The 19088-nt window shown below is 64.1% G+C and carries 25 protein-coding genes; 12 read left to right on the forward strand and 13 right to left on the reverse strand.

Annotation, left to right across the window (positions count from 1 at the left end):
• Positions 1-234 precede the first annotated feature (234 nt).
• Together A0J57_RS16540 and A0J57_RS16545 are read left to right on the forward strand one after the other, a co-directional pair.
• Positions 235-720: a RidA family protein gene (locus A0J57_RS16540; RefSeq protein ID WP_229742342.1), complete on the forward strand. Its 486-nt coding sequence runs from the start codon at positions 235-237 to the stop codon at positions 718-720.
• 41 nt (positions 721-761) lie between these two features.
• Complete coding sequence (locus A0J57_RS16545; protein ID WP_061937901.1) at positions 762-1133, forward strand: nuclear transport factor 2 family protein; 372 nt, start codon at positions 762-764, stop codon at positions 1131-1133.
• A gap of 61 nt (positions 1134-1194) precedes the next feature.
• Here the strand turns inward: A0J57_RS16545 and A0J57_RS16550 are convergent, their stop codons facing one another.
• On the reverse strand, positions 1195-1431 hold the full coding sequence (locus A0J57_RS16550) for a DUF2061 domain-containing protein (protein WP_061937904.1): 237 nt from the start codon (positions 1429-1431) through the stop codon (positions 1195-1197).
• A gap of 116 nt (positions 1432-1547) precedes the next feature.
• Between A0J57_RS16550 and A0J57_RS16555 the strand changes: the two genes are divergently transcribed.
• The gene (locus tag A0J57_RS16555; protein WP_061937907.1) at positions 1548-2288 is read left to right on the forward strand and encodes a DUF72 domain-containing protein; all 741 of its coding nucleotides are present in this window, start codon (positions 1548-1550) and stop codon (positions 2286-2288) included.
• 305 nt (positions 2289-2593) lie between these two features.
• Here the strand turns inward: A0J57_RS16555 and A0J57_RS16560 are convergent, their stop codons facing one another.
• Positions 2594-2779 carry a PspC domain-containing protein gene (locus tag A0J57_RS16560; protein ID WP_048575843.1) on the reverse strand — a complete coding sequence of 62 codons (186 nt, stop codon included), beginning with the start codon at positions 2777-2779 and terminating at the stop codon, positions 2594-2596.
• A gap of 324 nt (positions 2780-3103) precedes the next feature.
• On the opposite strand from A0J57_RS16560, the gene A0J57_RS16565 reads away from it, so the two are divergent.
• Together A0J57_RS16565 and A0J57_RS16570 are read left to right on the forward strand one after the other, a co-directional pair.
• Positions 3104-3490: a gamma-glutamylcyclotransferase gene (locus A0J57_RS16565; RefSeq protein WP_101756478.1), complete on the forward strand. Its 387-nt coding sequence runs from the start codon at positions 3104-3106 to the stop codon at positions 3488-3490.
• A 174-nt stretch (positions 3491-3664) separates the two neighbouring features.
• Positions 3665-4564 (forward strand): dienelactone hydrolase family protein, encoded by a 900-nt coding sequence (locus A0J57_RS16570; RefSeq protein WP_061937910.1) that lies wholly within the window; start codon positions 3665-3667, stop codon positions 4562-4564.
• Positions 4565-4674: 110 nt separating this feature from the next.
• On the opposite strand, the gene A0J57_RS16575 is transcribed toward A0J57_RS16570, so the two are convergent.
• Positions 4675-5208: a peroxiredoxin gene (locus A0J57_RS16575; protein ID WP_061937974.1), complete on the reverse strand. Its 534-nt coding sequence runs from the start codon at positions 5206-5208 to the stop codon at positions 4675-4677.
• Positions 5209-5405: 197 nt separating this feature from the next.
• Between A0J57_RS16575 and A0J57_RS16580 the strand changes: the two genes are divergently transcribed.
• The 4 genes from A0J57_RS16580 to A0J57_RS16595 all read left to right on the forward strand — a co-directional run bounded on the left by A0J57_RS16580 (position 5406) and on the right by A0J57_RS16595 (position 8539).
• On the forward strand, positions 5406-5948 hold the full coding sequence (locus tag A0J57_RS16580; RefSeq protein WP_025549684.1) for a hypothetical protein: 543 nt from the start codon (positions 5406-5408) through the stop codon (positions 5946-5948).
• A 127-nt stretch (positions 5949-6075) separates the two neighbouring features.
• Positions 6076-7146: a DNA replication/repair protein RecF gene (gene recF / locus A0J57_RS16585; protein ID WP_061937924.1), complete on the forward strand. Its 1071-nt coding sequence runs from the start codon at positions 6076-6078 to the stop codon at positions 7144-7146.
• Positions 7147-7253: 107 nt separating this feature from the next.
• A complete protein-coding gene (locus A0J57_RS16590) occupies positions 7254-7784 on the forward strand; it encodes a CHAP domain-containing protein (RefSeq protein WP_025549682.1) in 531 nt (176 codons plus the stop codon).
• Between the two features lie 86 nt (positions 7785-7870).
• On the forward strand, positions 7871-8539 hold the full coding sequence (locus A0J57_RS16595; protein ID WP_061937927.1) for a CHAP domain-containing protein: 669 nt from the start codon (positions 7871-7873) through the stop codon (positions 8537-8539).
• A gap of 167 nt (positions 8540-8706) precedes the next feature.
• Here the strand turns inward: A0J57_RS16595 and A0J57_RS16600 are convergent, their stop codons facing one another.
• The 7 genes from A0J57_RS16600 to A0J57_RS16630 all read right to left on the reverse strand — a co-directional run bounded on the left by A0J57_RS16600 (position 8707) and on the right by A0J57_RS16630 (position 13675).
• Positions 8707-8982, reverse strand: a complete 276-nt coding sequence (locus A0J57_RS16600) for a DUF3297 family protein (RefSeq protein WP_025549680.1) — start codon at positions 8980-8982, stop codon at positions 8707-8709.
• A 31-nt stretch (positions 8983-9013) separates the two neighbouring features.
• Positions 9014-9871, reverse strand: coding sequence for a serine protease (locus A0J57_RS16605; RefSeq protein ID WP_025549679.1), 858 nt, complete (start codon positions 9869-9871; stop codon positions 9014-9016).
• A gap of 3 nt (positions 9872-9874) precedes the next feature.
• Entirely contained in the window at positions 9875-10297 is a 423-nt protein-coding gene (locus A0J57_RS16610; protein WP_025549678.1) for a DUF350 domain-containing protein, read from the reverse strand.
• A gap of 202 nt (positions 10298-10499) precedes the next feature.
• The gene (locus tag A0J57_RS16615) at positions 10500-10811 is read right to left on the reverse strand and encodes a hypothetical protein (protein ID WP_048575847.1); all 312 of its coding nucleotides are present in this window, start codon (positions 10809-10811) and stop codon (positions 10500-10502) included.
• Between the two features lie 110 nt (positions 10812-10921).
• Positions 10922-12163 (reverse strand): cyclopropane-fatty-acyl-phospholipid synthase family protein, encoded by a 1242-nt coding sequence (locus tag A0J57_RS16620; RefSeq protein ID WP_061937930.1) that lies wholly within the window; start codon positions 12161-12163, stop codon positions 10922-10924.
• A gap of 31 nt (positions 12164-12194) precedes the next feature.
• On the reverse strand, positions 12195-12947 hold the full coding sequence (locus A0J57_RS16625; RefSeq protein WP_061937932.1) for a molybdopterin-dependent oxidoreductase: 753 nt from the start codon (positions 12945-12947) through the stop codon (positions 12195-12197).
• Positions 12944-13675 (reverse strand): cytochrome b/b6 domain-containing protein, encoded by a 732-nt coding sequence (locus A0J57_RS16630; RefSeq protein WP_061937935.1) that lies wholly within the window; start codon positions 13673-13675, stop codon positions 12944-12946. The genes A0J57_RS16625 and A0J57_RS16630 overlap by 4 nt, the downstream gene beginning before the upstream one ends.
• Before the next feature lie 292 nt (positions 13676-13967).
• Here A0J57_RS16630 and A0J57_RS16635 point away from each other — a divergent pair, with 292 nt between their 5' ends.
• Together A0J57_RS16635 and A0J57_RS16640 are read left to right on the forward strand one after the other, a co-directional pair.
• Complete coding sequence (locus tag A0J57_RS16635; protein ID WP_061937938.1) at positions 13968-14474, forward strand: porin family protein; 507 nt, start codon at positions 13968-13970, stop codon at positions 14472-14474.
• A gap of 307 nt (positions 14475-14781) precedes the next feature.
• The gene (locus A0J57_RS16640; protein ID WP_025549672.1) at positions 14782-15291 is read left to right on the forward strand and encodes an outer membrane protein; all 510 of its coding nucleotides are present in this window, start codon (positions 14782-14784) and stop codon (positions 15289-15291) included.
• Positions 15292-15373: 82 nt separating this feature from the next.
• Here the strand turns inward: A0J57_RS16640 and A0J57_RS16645 are convergent, their stop codons facing one another.
• The 3 genes from A0J57_RS16645 to A0J57_RS16655 all read right to left on the reverse strand — a co-directional run bounded on the left by A0J57_RS16645 (position 15374) and on the right by A0J57_RS16655 (position 17738).
• The gene (locus tag A0J57_RS16645) at positions 15374-15799 is read right to left on the reverse strand and encodes a hypothetical protein (RefSeq protein ID WP_061937943.1); all 426 of its coding nucleotides are present in this window, start codon (positions 15797-15799) and stop codon (positions 15374-15376) included.
• Between the two features lie 107 nt (positions 15800-15906).
• Positions 15907-17166 carry a 23S rRNA (adenine(2503)-C(2))-methyltransferase RlmN gene (gene rlmN / locus A0J57_RS16650; protein ID WP_025549670.1) on the reverse strand — a complete coding sequence of 420 codons (1260 nt, stop codon included), beginning with the start codon at positions 17164-17166 and terminating at the stop codon, positions 15907-15909.
• 59 nt (positions 17167-17225) lie between these two features.
• Entirely contained in the window at positions 17226-17738 is a 513-nt protein-coding gene (locus A0J57_RS16655; protein ID WP_044660342.1) for a hypothetical protein, read from the reverse strand.
• Between the two features lie 151 nt (positions 17739-17889).
• Here A0J57_RS16655 and dnaN point away from each other — a divergent pair, with 151 nt between their 5' ends.
• Entirely contained in the window at positions 17890-19002 is a 1113-nt protein-coding gene (dnaN, locus tag A0J57_RS16660; RefSeq protein ID WP_044660341.1) for a DNA polymerase III subunit beta, read from the forward strand.
• The last annotated feature ends 86 nt before the right edge of the window (positions 19003-19088 follow it).

Consider the following 19088-nt stretch of genomic DNA (forward strand, 5'->3'; position numbering starts at 1 on the left):
GACGAGCCGAAAATGGTGGTTTTCCGTGACCCGGCGCGCAGCCTACTCAAAGTACGTGAGCACCGGAAGCACGGAAAAGCGTCATTTGCAGGCCGTCAGGGCTGAATGTCGATTGGCTCTAGGCCCCGGGGGCGGGTTCTGGCAGCAAATGGCCCGTCCGGCACAAGCGGGGCGGCCAGGCGTTCATCATGGGCTTCGCGTTCGAAAGATCGGTTCGATAGAGTTTACGGTGCAATGAAGATGACAGATGAATTGAAGATCGGCCTGCAGCCGGCACCCAATGGCCGTCTTGCGGCGGCGCCGGCCGGCATAGTGGAGGGCAAGGCGAAGCCGCGCGGGCAATTTCCCCATTATCGGCGGGCCGGGGACTTCATCTTCATATCGGGCACCAGCGCGCGAAAGCCGGACAACAGCATCGAGGGTTCCGATGTCGATGAAATGGGCGTCACCCAATTGGACATCAAGGCGCAGACCCGCGCCGTCATCGAGAATATCAGGGATATATTGGCGGCCGCCGGCCTCGACCTGTCGGATCTGGTCGAGGTAAGTTGCTTTCTCGTCAGCATGAACGATTTCGGTGGCTTCAACGAAGTGTGGGCGGAATATTTCGACGAGACCGGCCCCACCCGGACGACGGTCGCCGTCCATCAGCTTCCCCATCCGCTGCTGCTGGTCGAGATGCGCGCCATCGCCTACGCCCCGGACCCGCAGATGGGCTGATCCGCCCGCGAACAGACCAAGCCCGATAGAAGGAGGAAATCATGTCCGACCGTCGCGAACGGATCGTGCGCGCCTATTTGTCCGCCATGGAAAAGGGCGACCTGAACGGCGTGCTCCAATGCTTTGCAGCCGATGGCACGGTGATTTCGCCCGTCTATGGGGAAGAGCCCGTCCGCCCATTTTACGAAAAGCTGTTCGCGGACACGATCAGCGCCAGCGTCGATCTGCACAGCCTGTACGTCAGTCCGACGCAGCCCGAGCGGCTGATTGCCCATTTCGCCTATCGCTGGAGCCGGCATGGCCAGCCCGATGTCGATACCGACCTGATCGACCTTTTCGAATTCGATCCGCAAAGTGATCGGATCGGGCGTTTGCGGATCGTTTTTGCGCCCTTGCCCGGCAGCGGCGCATGATGGGCAGCGCCATGGCCCGACGGGCAGGCCGCCCTCAGGATTCCGTCGAAGGTTGCGGCTTTCAGGCGAAGGCGGCCTGATCGCGAACCCATTCCCGCCCCGCGCCGCGTGGCGGACGAGCGGTGATCCTCTTCCACGCCTGCTCATGGAAGAAGAAGGCGACGGCGTTGATCATCGGTTCGATCAGCGCGATCCCGCCCGCCATGGCGACGGAACCGGTCATCAGATAAGCGACCGAGAAGCCCACGGTCATGTGGATGCTGAGATAGGTGGCGGTCTTGATCAGGTCTGTGGACATGGCTCTGTGCTCCTGTTGCCGCTCAATTAAGATTCGTTCGCAATAGGTGCCAACAGCTTTTCCCTCTGGCTCTGATCGCCTTTGCCGATCAGGATGGCGGGAAAGGAGAGTCCAGGATGAGCGGAAAGATCAGGGTCGGCATCGGCGGTTGGATCTTCGAACCATGGCGCGGCACCTTCTATCCCGAAGGGCTGCGGCAGAAGGACGAACTGGCCTATGTGGGCCAGCATCTGACCGCGACGGAGATCAATGCCACCTATTACAGCACGCAAAAGCCGGCGACCTTCGCCGGCTGGGCCAAAGCCGTGCCGGATGGTTTCCAGTTCGCGGTCAAGGCGTCGCGCTACTGCACCAATCGGCGCGTGCTGGCGGAGGGGGGAGAATCCATTGCAAAGTTCATCAACCAGGGTCTGGTCGAGCTGGGCGACCGGTTGGGGCCGATCCTCTGGCAATTCATGCCGACCAAGAAATTCGATGCGGAGGATTTCGGCGCTTTCCTGAAGCTGCTGCCGGCCAGCATCGACGGCGTGCCTTTGCGCCACGCGCTGGAGGTGCGGCATGAGAGTTTCGATGATCCCGTCTTTTTCGACCTCGCGCGGCGGGCCGGCGCGGCTGTGGTCTATGCCGACCATCCGGAATATCCAGCGCTGCAAGGCCAGGAGGTCGGCTTTTCCTATGCTCGTCTGATGCGCACGCGGGAGGAGGAGCCGACCGGCTATTCGGCGGAGGAGATCAAGGGCTGGGCGGAGGCGGCGCGCGAACGGGCCGCCAGAGGCGATGTCTACGCCTTCTTCATCAGCGGAGCGAAGGTCCGCGCCCCTGCCGCAGCGCAGGCCATGATTGTGGCTTTGCAGTAACATCGACTGTTGCATTTGCTGCAACTGCGAAATCGTCCTTTGCGATTGTTACAACATCATGTCGGGCGCATAGGCCCGCTCGCCCCCGGTGGCGATAAATAACAATGACTTGCAGGACGAATGATATGCGACATACGGTTCAGGGCGTTGCCCTTATGGTTGCGGTCGGCGCGCAGATGCTGACCTTCTATTCGGTGCTGTTTGCCTGAACGCAACATGACCCGATCCAAAGAGTCCTTGATGGACATCGGAAGAGCCGCCCTGGATATTGCCATGGGCGGCTCTTTCATTATCGCGGGACTTGATCAACCCTCCGCCAGCCAGCCCGCCAGCAGATAAGCGACGACGCCGACCGGACCCAGGGCGCACAGCGTCAGCAGCACGAGCGCAATCCGGATCAGCGTGACATCCAGGCCGGTGCGGTTGGAAAGCCCGGCGCACACGCCCATGATCTTTCCATTGCGGCGGTCGAGGGTGAAGCTGTTGTTCATGAATCTGGCCTTCTTGAAGAGATATGGCGGGATCAGGCGATCGGCGCGATCGGAACGGCGGCGCCGATGAAGAGCGCGGAAACCAGCAGGGCGCCGGTAAGAGCAAAGGCGGCGTTTTGAAGCTTGGCGAACATGATATACTCCCTGATTTGTGCTTGGCCGGACCGTCCGGCCGTGATGCCGGGAAGATTGCAGGAGCCGTGCCAATTTCGATTTCGCCCCGATTTCAGGCATTTTCGCGGCCCATCCATCGTTTTTGGGCGGGAAATTTTCCGCTAATTGGGCAAATTTCCTGCAAGTCGGGAATATTTGCGGGGTGATCGTCTGAAGGAACCGCTTCTCTTCGTCTACGGCACGCTCCGGCCCGGCTGCGACGACCCGATGGCCCGCTGGTTGGGCGATGCGGCCCGTCCTGTCGGCCCAGCCGTCGCGCAAGGCGCGCTCTATCGCGTGGCGGCCTATCCGGGCTTCGTGCCTGGCGGGACCGGTGACGTGACGGGCGACCTGTTCGCGCTCCCCGATCCGGAGGCGGTGCTTGCCGCGCTCGACGATTATGAGGAATGCGCTGCCCACTTCCCCCAGCCGCATGAATATCGTCGCGAACGGCTGATCGTCCTGGGCGAACATGGGCCGGTGGAGGCATGGACCTATATCTACAATCGCGACGTCGTCAGGCTGGAACGGATCGAGAGCGGTGATTTCCTGAGTTGAGAATGGCTTGCGCGAGGCCCGGGCGCGGCTGGAGCGTTTTCCGGGCGGATAGAATGATCTGCTGGCTCGGAAAACGCGGCAAAACAAAAGCCTGGAGCATCATGCAGAAAACCGGTTCCCACTTTTCTGCATGATGCTCTAGGCTCTCCCGCCATGGCTTGAGGAGAGACGCGCATGACCGATGAACGGGATCAGCCGGAACGTTTGCCCGAAGACAGCAACTGGATCGGTTCGACCGGCCTCGACCGGCGCAAGCTGCTGGTGGGCGGGGCGTTCGCTGCGGGCTTCGCCGCTGCCTGCCGGCCTGTGTCCAGCAGCGCGGTCCAGACCTCCGGTGAAGGGTTGAAAGAAGAAAGCGTCTCGATCGGGGCGAGCGACGGCTTTGCCATGCCTGCTTTCGTCGCTCGTCCCGCCGCCGGTAAGGCTGCGCCCGTCATCGTCGTGGTGCATGAGATTTTCGGCGTGCATGAATGGATCCGCGATATCTGCCGCCGCTTTGCGAAGGCGGGTTATTACGCCATCGCTCCCGACCTGTTCGCGCGCCATGGCGATGCGACCAAGGTGGCTGATTTCAGGCAACTGGTCGGCACCATCGTGTCCAAGGCCTCCGACGAGCAGGTGTTGAAGGACATCGACGCCACCTATGCCTGGGCGGGCAGCCATGGCGGGGACGGCAGGCGGCGCGGCATCACCGGCTTTTGCTGGGGCGGGCGGGTCGTGTGGCTCTACGCCGCCCACAGCGGGGAACTGGACGCGGGCGTCGCATTTTACGGCCGGCTGATCAGCGACAAGACCGAATTGCAGCCGCTGAGCGTCATCGAGCAGGTGAACCGGCTCAAGGCCCCGGTGCTTGGCCAATATGGCGCGCTGGACAAGGGCATTCCGGTGGCTGACGTCGAGAAGATGCAGGCCGCGCTGAAGATCGCGGGCAAGTCGCCGCCGGACGCGATCACCGTCTATCCTGACGCCGACCATGGCTTCATGGCCGACTATCGCCCCAGCTACAACGAAGCCGCCGCCAAGGCCGCGTGGGACGCGACGCTCGGCTGGTTCGGCAAATATGTGAAGGGATAGGATCGTTCGGCTTGGACTGAGCTGAAAGCAGCGCCCTTGCCATATGTTCATTCTCTACCGTCATGCTGAAACAAGTTCGGCATGACGGCTTTGCAGGGCGGCGGCTGCCCTTATTTCTGCTTCATCGCCTCGACGGCGGCGAGCGTGCTCTTCACATGGCCGGCATAGTTCATCTCGCTATGGACGAAGGCGATGCGGCCGCTGGGCGCGATGACATAGGAAGTGCGGTCGGTCATGCCCGGCCGCATCTTCAGCGCCACGTCATAGCCCGACACGATGTTGGGACCAGCCGACGCCACGGCGAACTTGCCCGCGCATTCCTTAGTGGAGAAGGCGACCAGATCGTCCACCGGATCGGCCGACATGCCGATCACGGTCGCGCCAGCCTTCCTGAAATCCTCGATATGTTCGGCGAATTCCCGTGCTTCGGCGGAGCAGCCGGGGGTGAACGCCTTGGGGAAGAAATAAAGCACCACCGGCCCGCGCTTCAACTGGTGCGACAGGGTCAGGGTGAAGGTCTTCCCCGCCAGCGCGCCGCGGGTGGTGAAGTCGGGCGCCTTGGCCCCGACGGCCAGCGCCGCCATGGCGCCCTGCGAACCGACGGCGGCAGCGGCAAGGGCGAGAGCGATCTTCAGGCTTCTCATCATCGGCTTCCTCTTCATTCAGGCGGTGGGGGGCTTCCGATAGTCCATCCCTTCGGCCATGGTGATGACTGCAACGTTCGCCGCGCGCAAGTCCGCCAGTAGCCCAGCCGGATCGCGGGGGAAGAAAAGTCAGCCCCTTCCGGCGCGCCATGGCGTAAGCCGTGGCTGAGAAGTGGCCGAGAAGGAGTGTGGCAGGGATGAAGCAGGAACGCGCGCTGGCCGGAACCCATTGGCGGAATGCCGGTTTTCCTCCCATGCGCGCGATGATTCTCCTGCCGCTGCTCGTCCTTGCGGCGTGCGGCGACAAGCCGGGCGATCAGCCCGGCATCGCCACCAATATCGTCGACGAAGCGATGAACGAAGTGCAGCAGGTGCCCGAAGGCGCGAACGGTATCCAGACCGCTGAACCCGCGCCGGAGATTCCATCCAAGCCCGTGCCGGTGGGGTCGACCATCCCCGCCAGCGTGCAGGGGCGATGGACGGGCCTGGACGAAAGCTGTGCCGACCGCGCGACCGAGCTGGAGCTGACGATCACGCCGACCAGCCTGGTCTTTCTGGAGAGCGAGGGGAAGGCGACCGGCGTGTCCCACGGCCCGGACGGCCGCATCCGCATCGACGCGGCCTTCACCGGCGAAGGGCAGAGCTGGAACAGGAAGCTGGAATTGCGCCCCTCGGCCAGCGGGCGGGAGTTGACGGTGATCGACGACGGCCGGGCGGTGACGCGGAAGCGGTGTAGTTGATCTTCGGCCTGTTCCTGCAAAGGCGGGAAACGGGATCGGGCGGCAGAATTGGGTTCCTGCCTGCGCAGGAGCGCGGAATGCTTACTCCAAGCTTCCCCAAAGCCGCCGCACTGGTTAGAGCCGCCTCATGATCGGCCGTCTTACCTTGAGCGATTTCCGCAATCATGCGGATGCGCTGATCATGCCCGATCACAGTTTCATCGTGCTGACCGGGGACAATGGCGCGGGCAAGACCAACATATTGGAAGCCGTGTCGATGTTGGCGCCGGGACGCGGCCTGCGCGGCGCGGCCCTGCGCGACATGGTGCGGCAGGATGGGGCGGGCGGTTTCGGCATAGCGGCGGAAGTGGACGGCGTGATGCTGGGTACGGGGGTTCTCGCTTCCACCCCCGACCGGCGTCAGGTGCGGATCGGCGGCGTCGCATCCTCCGCCAATGCGCTGGCGGATCATCTGTCCATCGTGTGGTTGACGCCGGCGATGGACCGGCTGTTCATGGACAGTCCCGGCGGGCGGCGGCGTTTCCTGGACCGGCTGACGCTGGCGCTTCACCCCGCCCATGCCGCGCACAGCGCCCGCTACGAGGCGGCGATGCGGGCGCGCAACCGGCTGCTGAACGATCTGTCCGCCGCCGATCCTTCCTGGCTGAGCGCGCTTGAAACGCAGATGGACGAGCATGGCGCGGCGCTTGCCGCCGCCCGCGCCGATCTGGTCGGCCGCTTGCAGGCCGCGCTGGAGGACCAGCCCGACCATCCCTTCGCCCGTCCGCTGCTGGCGATCGAGGGGGAAGGGGAGGGCGACGAGCCCCTGGGGCTTCGCCTGGCCCGCGAACGACGCCGCGATGCCGCTGCCGGTCGCACCTTGTCCGGCCCGCACCGGCAAGACCTCGCCGTCGTTCACGCCGCCAAGGCGCAGGCTGCCGCGCTCTGTTCGACCGGCGAGCAGAAGGCGCTGCTGCTCTCCATCCTGCTCGCCCATGCGGCTCTGGTGGCGGCTCATCGCGGCCAGCCGCCGGTGCTGCTGCTCGACGAAGTGGCGGCGCATCTCGACCCGTCGCGGCGGGCCGCGCTGTTCGACCGGCTGCGGGAAACCGGCGGTCAGGTCTGGATGACGGGGACGGAATCCGCACTTTTCAACGACTTGCCTGTGGCGAGCCGGTTTTGCGTAACGGCGGGGCACGTCTTTCGTTCCGCAGATTGACGCGCCGCAACAACGACTCGTCGCTGGCTGCTTTTCAACGCGTCCGGCGTCTGCCCTAAAGCATGGCACGGGGTTAAGTCGTTCAAATAGTCGGGGGTCGCATTCCTATGATCGGTGGTTTTCGCGCTATTGTCGCAGCGGCAACGCTTGCACTCGGCGCCCTGATCACGACCCCGGCCGCGGCCGGCGTCCTCCAGTGCGCGCCCTTCGCCCGGCAGGTTTCCGGCATCGAGCTATATGGCAATGCCAACACCTGGTGGGGTCAGGCCGATGGCCGCTATGAACGCGGCCATGAACCCCGTGTCGGCGCCGTCCTTGCCTTCTCGGCCAGCCGTTCGATGCCGGTCGGCCATGTCGCCATGGTCAGCAAGGTGGTCAGCGAGCGCGAAGTGCTGTTGACCCATGCCAACTGGTCCTATCGCGGCGGCGTAGAGCGCAATGTCCGCGCTATCGACGTGTCCCCGAACAATGACTGGACCGATGTGCGCGTCTGGTATGGCCCGATCGGGGATCTGGGTCTGCGGCCGAACCCCGCCAAAGGCTTCATCTACGCGCACAAGGCGAGCGACGCTCCGGTGCAGATCGCCATGGCGGATCGCGCGACGGCAGGCTCCGACGCCGCGCGGGGTGCTTTCTGACATTTTAACCATTTCCTAATGGTCGCCGCCTAATTTCGTCGGCGGTGGGGCGATTCTGAGACTTTTGGGGTCGCATGAAAGTGGGAATGATGCGCTGGGCGGCCTTGCTGCTGGCCGGCCTGACAGCGACGCCTGTGCTGGGCGCGACCGTGCTGCAATGCGTGCCCTATGCGCGCACCGTGTCGGGCGTCCAGATCTATGGCGACGCGCTGACCTGGTGGGACCAGGCGGAAAATCATTATAAGCGCGGGCATGCGCCCCGCACGGGCGCGGTGCTGGCCTTCCGTCCCGTCGGCCCGATGGTGCTGGGCCATGTCGCGGTGGTCAGCAGGGTGCTGGACGACCGGCGCGTGCTGATCCGGCATGCCAACTGGTCGGTGCCGGGCGCGATCGAGGAGGATGTTCTCGCCGTCGACGTATCCGAAGAAGGCGACTGGAGCGAGGTGCGCGTCTGGCACAGCCCGACCAACCGGATGGGCGCGCGCAGCAACCCCACCTTCGGCTTCATCTATCCCGACAAACCGCAATTGCGCGAGTTCCGGACCGATCCGGCGCTGGGCGTCAGCACGCGCTTCGCCAGCATGACGGTGACCAAGGACGATCCGGAGGAGGATAGCGCTCCGTTGCGCAGGTCCGCCGCCCAGCCGCGGCTGGCGGTCGACCTGCGTGCCATCCGCTATGCCGATGCGGCGCCTTCCGCCCGTTCGTTGCGCGACATCATCGCGGACGTGAAGCGAGACGCGGCGCTGCGTTGAAGCGGCCCGATGCTCCCGCGCGGGCAGCAACACGGTCCCGGCTATCCTGAAAACATGGCGTCCGAACGGGCTCTCATGAGCCTCTCGTCTCATCGGAACGCGGCTGAATAAAAGGGCGCACCCCTCTGGCGAGGCGGCGTCCTTTTTTCTTCAGCGCAGACGAAACTCTATTCCGCCTTGTCCGCTGCTTCCCCGGCGCCCTCGTCCGCATTCTCGAACCACGCCTCGACCGGCCCGGAGAGCTTGATCGTCAGCGGCTGGCCGTGGCGGTCGCGGGTCTTGCCCGCCGCCACGCGAATCCACCCTTCGGAAATGCAATATTCCTCGACATCGTTGCGGACGCGGTCCTTGAAGCGGATGCCGATGCCCCGCTGGAGCACGTCCATGTCGAAAAAGGGGCTCTTCGGGTTGGTGGAAAGGCGGTCGGGGGGCGTATCGCTCATGATGGTCCAAATCCTGTCAATCTGGCGCGACCTAGCCCTTAGGCCTGCCCGCCGTCAACTGCTGCGGTCCATCGTCGACATCGCAGAAGATGCGCCGGATCACCCCCTGCGCCAGCCAGGATTCGAAGCGGGCATGCGCATCGGCCAGATCCAGGAAGGGATAGGCGACCGGCCGTTCCCCCACCGCCCGGCTGGCAATGACCAGCCGCATCATGGCATCGGGCGCCGTGGTCAATATGCGTCCGCGCCGGTCGGTGGCGGCGCTGTTGACGCCGACGACATGGCCGTCCTCGGCAAAGACCGGACCGCCGCTGATGCCCGACAGCGTGCCGTCACCCATCGGAATGCGCGCATGCTCCGCCCAGGCGAGCACGGGCTGCGTCTCCTCGCCTGCGCCGCGCCGGGCGCGGGCGGCGCCGATCAGTTCGGATATGACGAGCGTCGGCTGTCCGCCCGGAAAGCCCATATGATAGCCGACCGATCCGGGCGGCGGCATGCGGTCCGACAGCGGCAGGGCGTGGTCGCTCGCCACGCCCCCGCGCACCAGCGCCGCATCCGCCTCCCGGCTTTCCACCAGGCGCGACACGGGGCGGGCGAAGCCGCCCTGCTCTATGCCGACCCGGGTGCAGCCATGGGTGACATGCTCGGCGGTCAGCCATGCGCCGTCCCGGTCGATGGCGAAGGTCGTGCCCATGCTGTCGGCGGGCGCCTCCGTCCGTTCCTCGATGACGAAGCTCTCATCGCTCCATTGCGGCATCGGACGGCGCGGCGAGCGCGGGTCGAAAGCCTCGACATGCAGCGGCGTTGGCCTGATGACCTCGCTGATCCACAGCAGGGCGAGGATGATGCCGAGCAGGCCGGGCAGACAGCCGAAGCGCCGGCCCGCCACGGCTCAACCCGCGACCGCGCCGGCGGTCAGGCAGGCGATGGCGACCTTCATCATGGCGAGGAAGATGGCGGCGGACCGTTCGTCCGCCTCGATGCGGGTCGGCAGCGAGCCCAGCAGGAAATCGACCACGCGAAAGGCGATGAGTTGCAGGATCAGCGTCACGCTGCCCCAGATCATGATGTCCCAGACATTCACCGAGCCCGCGAGGCAAAAGCCCAACGGCACGGCCAACCCGATCGCCGCCCCGCCCAGCGAGATCGCCGCGGCAGCATTGCCTGCCCGGATCAGTGCGAATTCGTCATGCGGCGTGATCCACATATAAAGCGCCAGCGCCGCCAGCCAGGCCAAGGTTGCGGAACCCAGGTGCAGCAGGAAGATGGGCAGGCCCGACAGCAGGCTCTGAATGACGGGCATGGGATCGGTCATCGCGTCAAAATGCCGCAAGCGGATGCCGGGTGCAATTGCCAGTCGATGGGGAAACGGGTGGAGAGGAAAATGGCGCAACCCGCGCAGCTTCCCCTCCCCATTCACTTCGCGGGTGTCGAACAGAGGCGGGTGCCTCTCCTGCACCCTCCCCACGCTGCGCGCAGGGAGGATCGCATGGCATCAACCAGCCGATGCGGCCAGATCAATTGCAGACCCGAACCTTCACGCGCCGGTCGCGGTAATGATTGTAGCGCCATTCGGTCCAGCAACGCTGGCGGTAATGCCCGCGCCAGGAGCGCCGGTCGCCGCGCCAATAGCGGCGGTCGTCATGGCGCCAGTCGCGCCTGCCGTCCCAGCGCCTATCGTCCCAACGCCTATCGTCCCAATGGTTGCCGCGATACCCGTCGCGATAGCCATAGCCGCCATAATATTGCGCCTGTGCAGGGGCCACGCTCGCCCCCATGGCGGTGATCGCCAGGCCCAGGGCCGCAGCGCCCTTCCACAAGATGTTCATCTCTTTCTCTCCTCAGCATGCACGCCCGTCGCCGGGGTCATGAAGGGAAGATGCACCGGCCTTACTGAACCGTCCGGGAACGGTGTCGTCAGCCAATATTCATGGATGGATCAGCGGCCCCGCAGGGCGCTTTCCGCCTCCAGCATATAGTCGCGGGTGATCGGCAGGCTGCGGCGGTCGCGGACATATTGGACCTGGTAATTCACCATGCCGCCATGTTCGAACACGGTCGCCGCGCCCGCCAGATAGAAGGTCCAGAGGCGGAAGAACCGCTCGTCGTACAGGGCGACGATGTCCGCCTTGTGCGCCAGCGTCCGCTTGTACCATTCGCGGATGGTAAGGCCGTAATGGATGCGCAGCACCTCGACATCCGTGACCATCAGCCGCGTGCCCTCGCTGCCCTGGATCATCTCCGACAGGGCGGGGATATAGCCGCCGGGGAAGATATATTTCTGGGTGAAGGCGTCGGTGATGCCCGGCCCGTCGACCCGGCCGATGGTGTGGATCAGCATCACCCCCTCCGGCGTCAGAAGCTCGCGGCACTTGGTGTAGAAGGTGCGGTAATCCTTGGTCCCGACATGCTCGAACATGCCGACCGACACGATGCGGTCGAACGACCCGTCCATGTCGCGATAATCGATCAGTTCGAAGCGGACATGGTCGGCCACGCCGGCATCCTGCGCCCGCTGGCGCGCGACCTTGAGCTGCTCTTCCGACAGGGTGATGCCGGTCACGTCGACGCCGCAGGTGCGATGCAGGTACAGCGCCATGCCACCCCAGCCGCAGCCTATGTCGAGCACCTTCATGCCCGGCTTCAGGTGCAGCTTGGCCGCGATATGCGCCTTCTTGTCCTCCTGCGCCTGTTCCAGGCTGATCCCCGCCTCATTGTCGGCATCGGGGAAATAGGCGCAGCTATATTGCCGGTCCCGATCGAGGAAGAGGGCGTAGAGCGCGCCCGACAGGTCGTAATGATGCGCCACATTGGCTTTCGCCCGCGCCCGGTGATTGGCGGCCCAGAGCTTGCGCCGGATCGCCTTGAAGCCGCGCTTGACGGAGCCGAGATCGCTGATCGACTTGCCCGTTTCCCAGGCATTGTTCATGCGGATGAGCGAGATCAGTTCCATGATCCCGCCGCCCTCTATCGCGACGCGTCCATCGATGAAGGCCTCCGCCATGCCGAGGCGCGGGTCCCTGACGATGTCGAACGGCACACGCGCATCGTGGAATTTCAGCGCCAGCGACGGAAAGCCCGGTTCGGGGGTTCCGACCGTGATCTTCCTGCCGTCATGATAATAGATGCTGAGCTGGCCCCGCGTGACCAGCCGCTTGATGACGCGATCGAACAATTTCATGGGGCCACCCTGTCAGGTCATTCCGCTGCCGTCAAATGCCCGCATACCAGTCATAGCCGGCGCGGTCCTCCCAATAGCCGCCCTTGCCGCCGCCTATGCCGTCCAGACTCGCAACCGCTTCAATCTTCATCAGATATTTCGCCTGCTTGTAGCCCAGTTGCCGCTCCACCCGCAGCCGGAGCGGCGCGCCATTGGCCACGCGCAGGGGTTCGTCGTTGAGCGCGAAGGCGAGGATCGTCTGCGGGTGGAAGGCGTCCACCAGATCGATGCTTTCATAATAGCCGCGCCCGCCGCCCATATCGTCGGCGCAGTGGAAGACGATGTACCGCGCCCCGTCCCGCAGCCGCGCCGCGTCGAGGATCGGCTTTAACGGCACGCCGCGCCATTTGCCGATGGCGCTCCACCCCTCGACGCAGTCGTGGCGCGTGATCTGCTCCCGATGGGGCAGGGCGTGGAGCTGCGCCAAGGAGAGGGAAAGCGGCCGTCCCACCAGTCCGGTCACATGCAGCCGCCAGTCGGCAAAGCCGTTGCGCCACAGCGCCTTATATTCGGCTGTGTTCGGATTGGCGGTGCCGTTGGGGCGGAAGAAGGGAGAAATCTGGTCCGGCCGGAATTCCCGCGCCAGCGCGTCGCGGGCCATCAGGCTGCGCTGCGCCCATTTGTGGAAATTCCCGGCGGAAAACAGCGCCTCGCGCACCGTCTCGTTCTTCGCCAGCCGGTCGCATCCCGCCAGCGTCGCGGCGCCGCCCAGTACCAGGGTCCGACGGTCGAGGATCAGGCTCATCGCCGCGCCTCCGGCACGCGATAGCGTCCGCTGATCATCGAGCGGATTTCGTTCAGGGGCCCGGCCAGCACCACCATCAGCATATGCACCAGGAAGAAGGCGACGAGCATGAAGGCCGTGATGAAATGGATCGAGCGTGCCGACTGGCGCCCGCCGAACAGGTCGACCAGCCAGGGCCATGCCGCGTTCATGCCTGGCGACATGGTGAGGCCCGTCAGGATCAGGATCGGCAGCGCGACGAAGATCACGCCGATATAGCTGGCCTTTTGCAACATATTGTAGCGCAGCGCCGCTTCGCCGGTTGGGAAACGCAGCCGGGCATGGTCCTTTATGTCCTGCCAGACATGGCGCGGCGCCAGTTCGTCGCGCCGGAAGGCCAGGTCGCGCGCCAGATGTCCGCCGAACAGGCTCCAGACCATGTAGAAGAGCAGCGCGAAGGCAAAGATCGGCGCGGCGCTCAGATGCCAGTGCCGCGACATCGCCAGATTATAGTGGGCGGGCAGCGTGATCCAGCTTCCGAACCGCTCCAGCACCAGCCACGGGCGGTCGAGATTCGCGCCATAATGCCCCCAATAAAGCCGGGGATGCGCATTGAAGATGCCAAGCCCGCTGGCGAACAGCACGTAGAGCAGCAGCGCATTCAGCCAATGCCACAGGCGCGTCGGTCCTTTGTGGCGCAGCACCAGCTTCGGTTCGGCGGCTATCGGCTCGGATGAGGCGCTATCCATAGGCTGCTGTTACCCTTTTGCACCAACAGCGTCAAAAAGGACGATGCCGTTACGCGCATGAATCATTTTTCATGATCCCGTTCATGTGGGAGCCAGATTGTGGGTCCATAAGCGCCGCTGCCGGGATCGAGTAAAGTTTCCGGATTTTTTGAAGCTCCTATGGATAGATGCCCTGTAAGTTCAATAGGGATGATATGAAAATATTTATCAGATCCGTCTCTTTTAAAAACCGATTGAGAACATAAATCGATCTCACCCGGTTCAGGGTATCGAACAAGTCATGAGGAATACCATGAAAACTGCGATTATCGCAGCGATTGCTGCTGCCACCGTTTCTGTTCCTGCCTTTGCTCAGGATGCCGCGCCTTTTACTGGTCCGCGCGCCGGCATTACCATGGGCTATGACAAGGTTCAGGGCGACGACGGCTTCAGCTATGGCGTGTCGACCGGCTATGATCTGGCCGTCACCCCGCATGTGACCTTCGGTCCGGAAGTCTCGCTCAGCGAGTCAACGGCGAAGTTCAGTGGGGTGGATGCGAGCCGCGATCTCGCCGCATCGGTGCGCCTTGGCTATGTCGTGACGCCGCAGGTGTTGGCGTTCGGCAAGGTAGGATACGCCAACAGCCGCTTCGAAGTCCCTGGCGACCACCAGACGCTGGAAGGCGTGCGCTATGGCGGTGGCGTCGAATATTCGGTGACTCCGCGCACCTATATTTCGGCCGAATATCAGCGGACCGAATATGAAGACAATTTCGGCGGCCGCGATGCGGGCGTGGTGGGGATCGGCTTCCGCTTCTGAGTTGGGTGCCGTTGGGTATGACAAGGGGCGGTCCCGCTGGGGCCGCCCCATTTTCATGCAAACTCATACTGTTGCGGAAAAGCATCATACATTTGTAAAGTTCATATCCATATTGCAACAATCACGATCGCGTTACATATGCGCGCCGTCAGCGATGCATGTCGCTGCGTGCAGGACGGGGGATGAACCGAATTATCTCGGTATTCCAAATGACGATGAAATAACGACACGCAACGTCATCCCCGTAAAGAGAACAAGCGGCAGTCCACATCACCGGACTGTTCGTTTCTGATGACATGAGGATTTTATGAAGACTGTGATTTTCGCAGCCCTTGCTGCTGCCGCCGTTTCCGCTCCCGCTTTCGCTCAGGACGCCGCGCCCTTCACCGGCCCGCGCGCCGGCGTGACGCTGGGCTATGACAAAGTTGGCGGCGAAGAAGGCTTCAGCTATGGCGTCAGCACCGGTTACGATCTGGCCGTCACCCCGAACATCACCTTCGGCCCGGAAGTGTCGTTCGGCGATTCCACCGTGGATGAGGCCGGTCTGGATGTCAGCCGCGATCTGGCCGCTTCGGTGCGCCTGGGCTACATCCTGACCCCGCGCGTTCTGGCGTTCGGCAAGGTCGGCTATGCCACCACCCGCTTCGAGGTCGCCGGCTTGGGCAGCACCAATCTGGAAGGCGTGCGTTATGGCGGCGGCGTGGAATTCGCCGTGACCGGCAACACCTATATCTCGGCTGAATATCAGCGCACCGAATATGAAGACAATGCTGGCGGCCGTGACGCCGGCGTCGTCGGTATCGGTTTCCGCTTCTAATCCCTCTCGGATAGAACAGGGAAAGGGCGGCCCGGTGGGGCTGCCCTTTTTCCATGCCAGTTCAACAGAAACAGCACAAACCCTAAGCCCAGGGGAGAGGCGTCAGGTCCGGTTCCACCCAGCGCCGCCGCGCTTCCGTCGACATCAGCCGCTCGCGCGACCAATAGGCGAACAGCCAGTCCTTGTCGGCCATGGGGGAACGCATCAGCGCCGCAAAGACCTCTGCCGGCGACGGTTCGCCCGGCAAGCCCGCCAGCACGGCCCGCGCCGCCTTCAGCGATGCCATGGTAATCGTCTCATGATAGCCGGCGCTGTCGCTGTTCACGCCGCCCATGCTCTCGTTATAGGCCGCGATCATCCCGGGCATGTCCCGCTCGGCCAGCATGTCCGTCCGCCGCAGCATGAGCCACAGGGCCGTCGCGAAATGCGCGCCATGCGTCCACTCCTCCTTGGGCAGCGTCCGCGCGCAAAAGCCGCTGGCGATCCGCTCGATCTCTTCGTCCGTCATTGTCATCCATCCTTTCATGCCGCCCGGACGAAGCCGACAAGAAAAACCCCGCCGTCCGGGCGGGGTTTGCATCTCGCGCCGCAAAGGCGCAGGTCATCGGCCCCGCTCTATCCGAGCGCTGCTTGCTTCTCCGCCTCCAGCCGGTCCAGCTCCGCCCGGCTTTTCTTCTCGGAAGCGGACTTGAGCTGGCCGCAGGCGGCCATGATGTCTCGCCCGCGCGGTGTGCGCACCGGCGCGGAGATCCCGCCTTCGAACACGATGTCGGAAAAGCGCCTGATCCGCTCGGGCGTCGAACATTCATAATCCGTGCCCGGCCAAGGGTTGAACGGGATCAGATTGACCTTCGCCGGCAGCTTGTACTGGCGAAGCAGCCGGACCAGCTCGCGCGCATCCTCGTCGCTGTCATTCTTGTCCTTGATCATGACATATTCGAAGGTGATGCGCCGCGCATTGTTCGCCCCCGGATAGTCGGCGCAGGCCTGCAAAAGCTGATCGATGCCGAACTTCCTGTTGAGCGGCACCAGCTCGTCGCGCACATCCTTGGTCACGGCGTGCAGCGACACGGCGAGGTTGACGCCGATCTCCTCGCCCGCCCGCGCCATCATCGGCACAACGCCGGAGGTGGAGAGGGTGATGCGCCGCTTCGACAGGGCAAGTCCATCGCCGTCCATCACGACCTTCAGCGCATCGCGCACATGGTCGAAATTATAGAGCGGCTCGCCCATGCCCATCATCACGATATTGGTCAGCATGCGGCCATCGGTCGTATATTGCGGCGCATCGTCGGCTTCATCGTCATTGGCGGACGCCATGCTGCCCTTGGGCCACTCGCCCAATGCATCGCGCGCCAGCATCACCTGGCCCACAATCTCGCCCGGCGTCAGGTTGCGCACCAGCCGCATCGTGCCCGTATGGCAGAAACGGCAGTTGAGCGTGCAGCCCACCTGGCTCGACACGCACAGCGTCCCCCGGTCCGCGTCCGGGATGAACACCATCTCATAATCCTGCCCGTCGTCGGAGCGCAGCAGCCATTTGCGCGTGCCGTCGCTTGAGACCTGCGCCTCCACGACCTGCGGACGACCGATGACGAAGCGCTCCGCCATCCAGCCGCGCATTGGCTTGGCAAGGTCGGTCATGGCGTCGAAATCGGTCTCGCCGCGATGGTAGAGCCAGTGGAACAATTGCTTGGACCGCAGTTTCGCCTGCCTGGTATCGAGCCCCGATTCCTCCAGCACGCCCTTGATCTGCGGCCGCGACAGCCCCATCAGGTCGACGCGCCCATCCTCACGAGGCGTCACCGCGCGGGGCACGGGCACAGGGTCGATAGCGCCGGGAATCGGCATCAAGGGGTTGGCGGCTGTCTGCATGGCCGCGCCCATAGCGGATTTTGGGGGATTTTGGAAGGGCGGTGAATGGCGCACGCCCCTCACCGCAATCGCGCGCACCCCAGCGCCGCGGCATCGATCGCCGTAGCCGCTCCGCGCAACGCATAGGTGTCCGCAAAGCCCCGCCCACGCGCATCCCGCGTCTGCACACTCATGCTGGTGGCGGAGCGCATCGCCGCGATGATTGCCGCATCCGCCCGCGCATCGGGCGCCCAGGCATCCACCTGCCCCGCCACCAGCGTAAAGCGCCGATCCCCCACATTCAGAATCACCGCAGCGTCCCCCATTCGCATCCTGCTCAAGCGGAAATGCACCTGCCCCCGCACCGATTGGCGCGGCCAGCTCCCGACCGCCGCAAAGCCCTCCGATCCCGCTGCGACGGGCATGGCGATCGCATAGCAACGGGGGCCACCGGATTGGGAAGGGGTCGGATCGCGAAACGCCCCCCACGCCTCGAACACGCCCAGAGAGTCCCGCGCCTGCGCGGCCGTGGCCATGATCATCAGGGGGAGGGCGAGGGGCCATGGAGCTTTCACATCCCCGGCAAAGCGCATGCTGTTCCCTTTTGCAACCCTTTGGCAAACGAAACGATCACCCAGCGCTTGCAGGGGCCGTCACAGCGGCTATGAAGGATCATCCATCATTGTCGCCCGGATTCGACCGAGTTCGGGCTTTGCGCAGAAAAGAAACGGACAGAACAGGGACATGAAGGCCACCATCGAACGCGCAACGCTGCTCAAGAGCCTCAGCCACGTCCAGTCGGTGGTCGAGCGGCGCAACACGATTCCGATCCTGTCCAACGTGCTGATCGAAGCATCGGCCGATGGCGCGATCAAGCTGATGGCGACCGACCTCGACCTCCAGATCGTCGAAAGCGTCGCCGCCCAAGTGGAACAGCCCGGCGCGACCACCATTTCGGCGCACACCCTGTTCGACATCGCGCGCAAGCTGCCCGAAGGCAGCCAGGTCTCGCTCCAGGCCGCCGAGGGCAAGATGCTGATCCAGGCAGGCCGCGCCCGCTTCAACCTGTCGACCCTGCCGCGCGACGACTTCCCGGTGATCGCGGAAGGCGACCTGCCGACCAGCTTCGAACTGCCCGCCGAAACGCTGAAGCAGATCATCGACAAGACGCGCTTCGCCATCTCGACCGAAGAGACGCGCTATTATCTGAACGGCATCTATTTCCACGTTTCGGACGAGGGACAGCCTGTGCTGAAGGCGGCGGCGACCGACGGCCATCGCCTGGCGCGCGTCACCGTGCCGCGACCCGACGGCGCGGACGGCATGCCGGGCATCATCGTGCCGAGGAAGTGCATCGGGGAACTGCGCAAGCTGCTCGACGAGGTGGAAGGCTCTGTGCAGATTTCGCTGTCGGCGAGCAAGATCCGCTTCGGCCTGGGCAGCGCCATCCTGACCAGCAAGCTGATCGATGGCACCTTCCCTGATTACAGCCGCGTCATCCCGACCGCCAACGACAAGCTGCTGAAGATCGATCCGCGCAGCTTCGAGGAAGGCGTGGACCGCGTGGCGACCATCGCCACCGAAAAGACCCGCGCCGTCAAGATGACGCTGGACCGCGACAAGATCACCCTTTCCGTCACCAGCCCGGAAAACGGCACGGCGGCCGAGGAAGTCCCCGGGGCCTTCCAGGGCGAGGGCTTCGACATCGGTTTCAACGCGCGTTATCTGCTCGACATCCTGGGCCAGATCGACAGTGATCTGGTCGAACTGCACCTGGCCGACGCCGCTGCGCCGACGCTGATCCGCGAAGATGATCGCAGCCCCGCGCTCTATGTGCTGATGCCCATGCGCGTTTGAGGGTTTTGCCCGGTTGCGGACATTGACGCTTCCCCTCCCCTTCAGGGCGGGGATTAATGGCGGGAAACCACCCGCCGCAGACCTTG

The organism is Sphingobium sp. 22B, from assembly GCF_001580035.1.
Taxonomy (GTDB): Bacteria; Pseudomonadota; Alphaproteobacteria; order Sphingomonadales; family Sphingomonadaceae; genus Sphingobium; species Sphingobium fuliginis.

Bases quoted from the DNA above. Each gene is read 5' to 3' on its own strand.
- A0J57_RS16540 (WP_229742342.1), top strand. From the start codon at position 235: ATGAAGATGACAGATGAATTGAAGATCGGCCTGCAGCCGGCACCCAAT.
- A0J57_RS16545 (WP_061937901.1), top strand. From the start codon at position 762: ATGTCCGACCGTCGCGAACGGATCGTGCGCGCCTATTTGTCCGCCATG.
- A0J57_RS16550 (WP_061937904.1), bottom strand. From the start codon at position 1,431: ATGTCCACAGACCTGATCAAGACCGCCACCTATCTCAGCATCCACATG.
- A0J57_RS16555 (WP_061937907.1), top strand. From the start codon at position 1,548: ATGAGCGGAAAGATCAGGGTCGGCATCGGCGGTTGGATCTTCGAACCA.
- A0J57_RS16560 (WP_048575843.1), bottom strand. From the start codon at position 2,779: ATGAACAACAGCTTCACCCTCGACCGCCGCAATGGAAAGATCATGGGC.
- A0J57_RS16570 (WP_061937910.1), top strand. From the start codon at position 3,665: ATGACCGATGAACGGGATCAGCCGGAACGTTTGCCCGAAGACAGCAAC.
- A0J57_RS16575 (WP_061937974.1), bottom strand. From the start codon at position 5,208: ATGAGAAGCCTGAAGATCGCTCTCGCCCTTGCCGCTGCCGCCGTCGGT.
- A0J57_RS16580 (WP_025549684.1), top strand. From the start codon at position 5,406: ATGAAGCAGGAACGCGCGCTGGCCGGAACCCATTGGCGGAATGCCGGT.
- recF (WP_061937924.1), top strand. From the start codon at position 6,076: ATGATCGGCCGTCTTACCTTGAGCGATTTCCGCAATCATGCGGATGCG.
- A0J57_RS16590 (WP_025549682.1), top strand. From the start codon at position 7,254: ATGATCGGTGGTTTTCGCGCTATTGTCGCAGCGGCAACGCTTGCACTC.
- A0J57_RS16595 (WP_061937927.1), top strand. From the start codon at position 7,871: ATGATGCGCTGGGCGGCCTTGCTGCTGGCCGGCCTGACAGCGACGCCT.
- A0J57_RS16600 (WP_025549680.1), bottom strand. From the start codon at position 8,982: ATGAGCGATACGCCCCCCGACCGCCTTTCCACCAACCCGAAGAGCCCC.
- A0J57_RS16610 (WP_025549678.1), bottom strand. From the start codon at position 10,297: ATGACCGATCCCATGCCCGTCATTCAGAGCCTGCTGTCGGGCCTGCCC.
- A0J57_RS16615 (WP_048575847.1), bottom strand. From the start codon at position 10,811: ATGAACATCTTGTGGAAGGGCGCTGCGGCCCTGGGCCTGGCGATCACC.
- A0J57_RS16620 (WP_061937930.1), bottom strand. From the start codon at position 12,163: ATGAAATTGTTCGATCGCGTCATCAAGCGGCTGGTCACGCGGGGCCAG.
- A0J57_RS16625 (WP_061937932.1), bottom strand. From the start codon at position 12,947: ATGAGCCTGATCCTCGACCGTCGGACCCTGGTACTGGGCGGCGCCGCG.
- A0J57_RS16630 (WP_061937935.1), bottom strand. From the start codon at position 13,675: ATGGATAGCGCCTCATCCGAGCCGATAGCCGCCGAACCGAAGCTGGTG.
- A0J57_RS16635 (WP_061937938.1), top strand. From the start codon at position 13,968: ATGAAAACTGCGATTATCGCAGCGATTGCTGCTGCCACCGTTTCTGTT.
- A0J57_RS16640 (WP_025549672.1), top strand. From the start codon at position 14,782: ATGAAGACTGTGATTTTCGCAGCCCTTGCTGCTGCCGCCGTTTCCGCT.
- A0J57_RS16645 (WP_061937943.1), bottom strand. From the start codon at position 15,799: ATGACGGACGAAGAGATCGAGCGGATCGCCAGCGGCTTTTGCGCGCGG.
- rlmN (WP_025549670.1), bottom strand. From the start codon at position 17,166: ATGCAGACAGCCGCCAACCCCTTGATGCCGATTCCCGGCGCTATCGAC.
- A0J57_RS16655 (WP_044660342.1), bottom strand. From the start codon at position 17,738: ATGCGCTTTGCCGGGGATGTGAAAGCTCCATGGCCCCTCGCCCTCCCC.
- dnaN (WP_044660341.1), top strand. From the start codon at position 17,890: ATGAAGGCCACCATCGAACGCGCAACGCTGCTCAAGAGCCTCAGCCAC.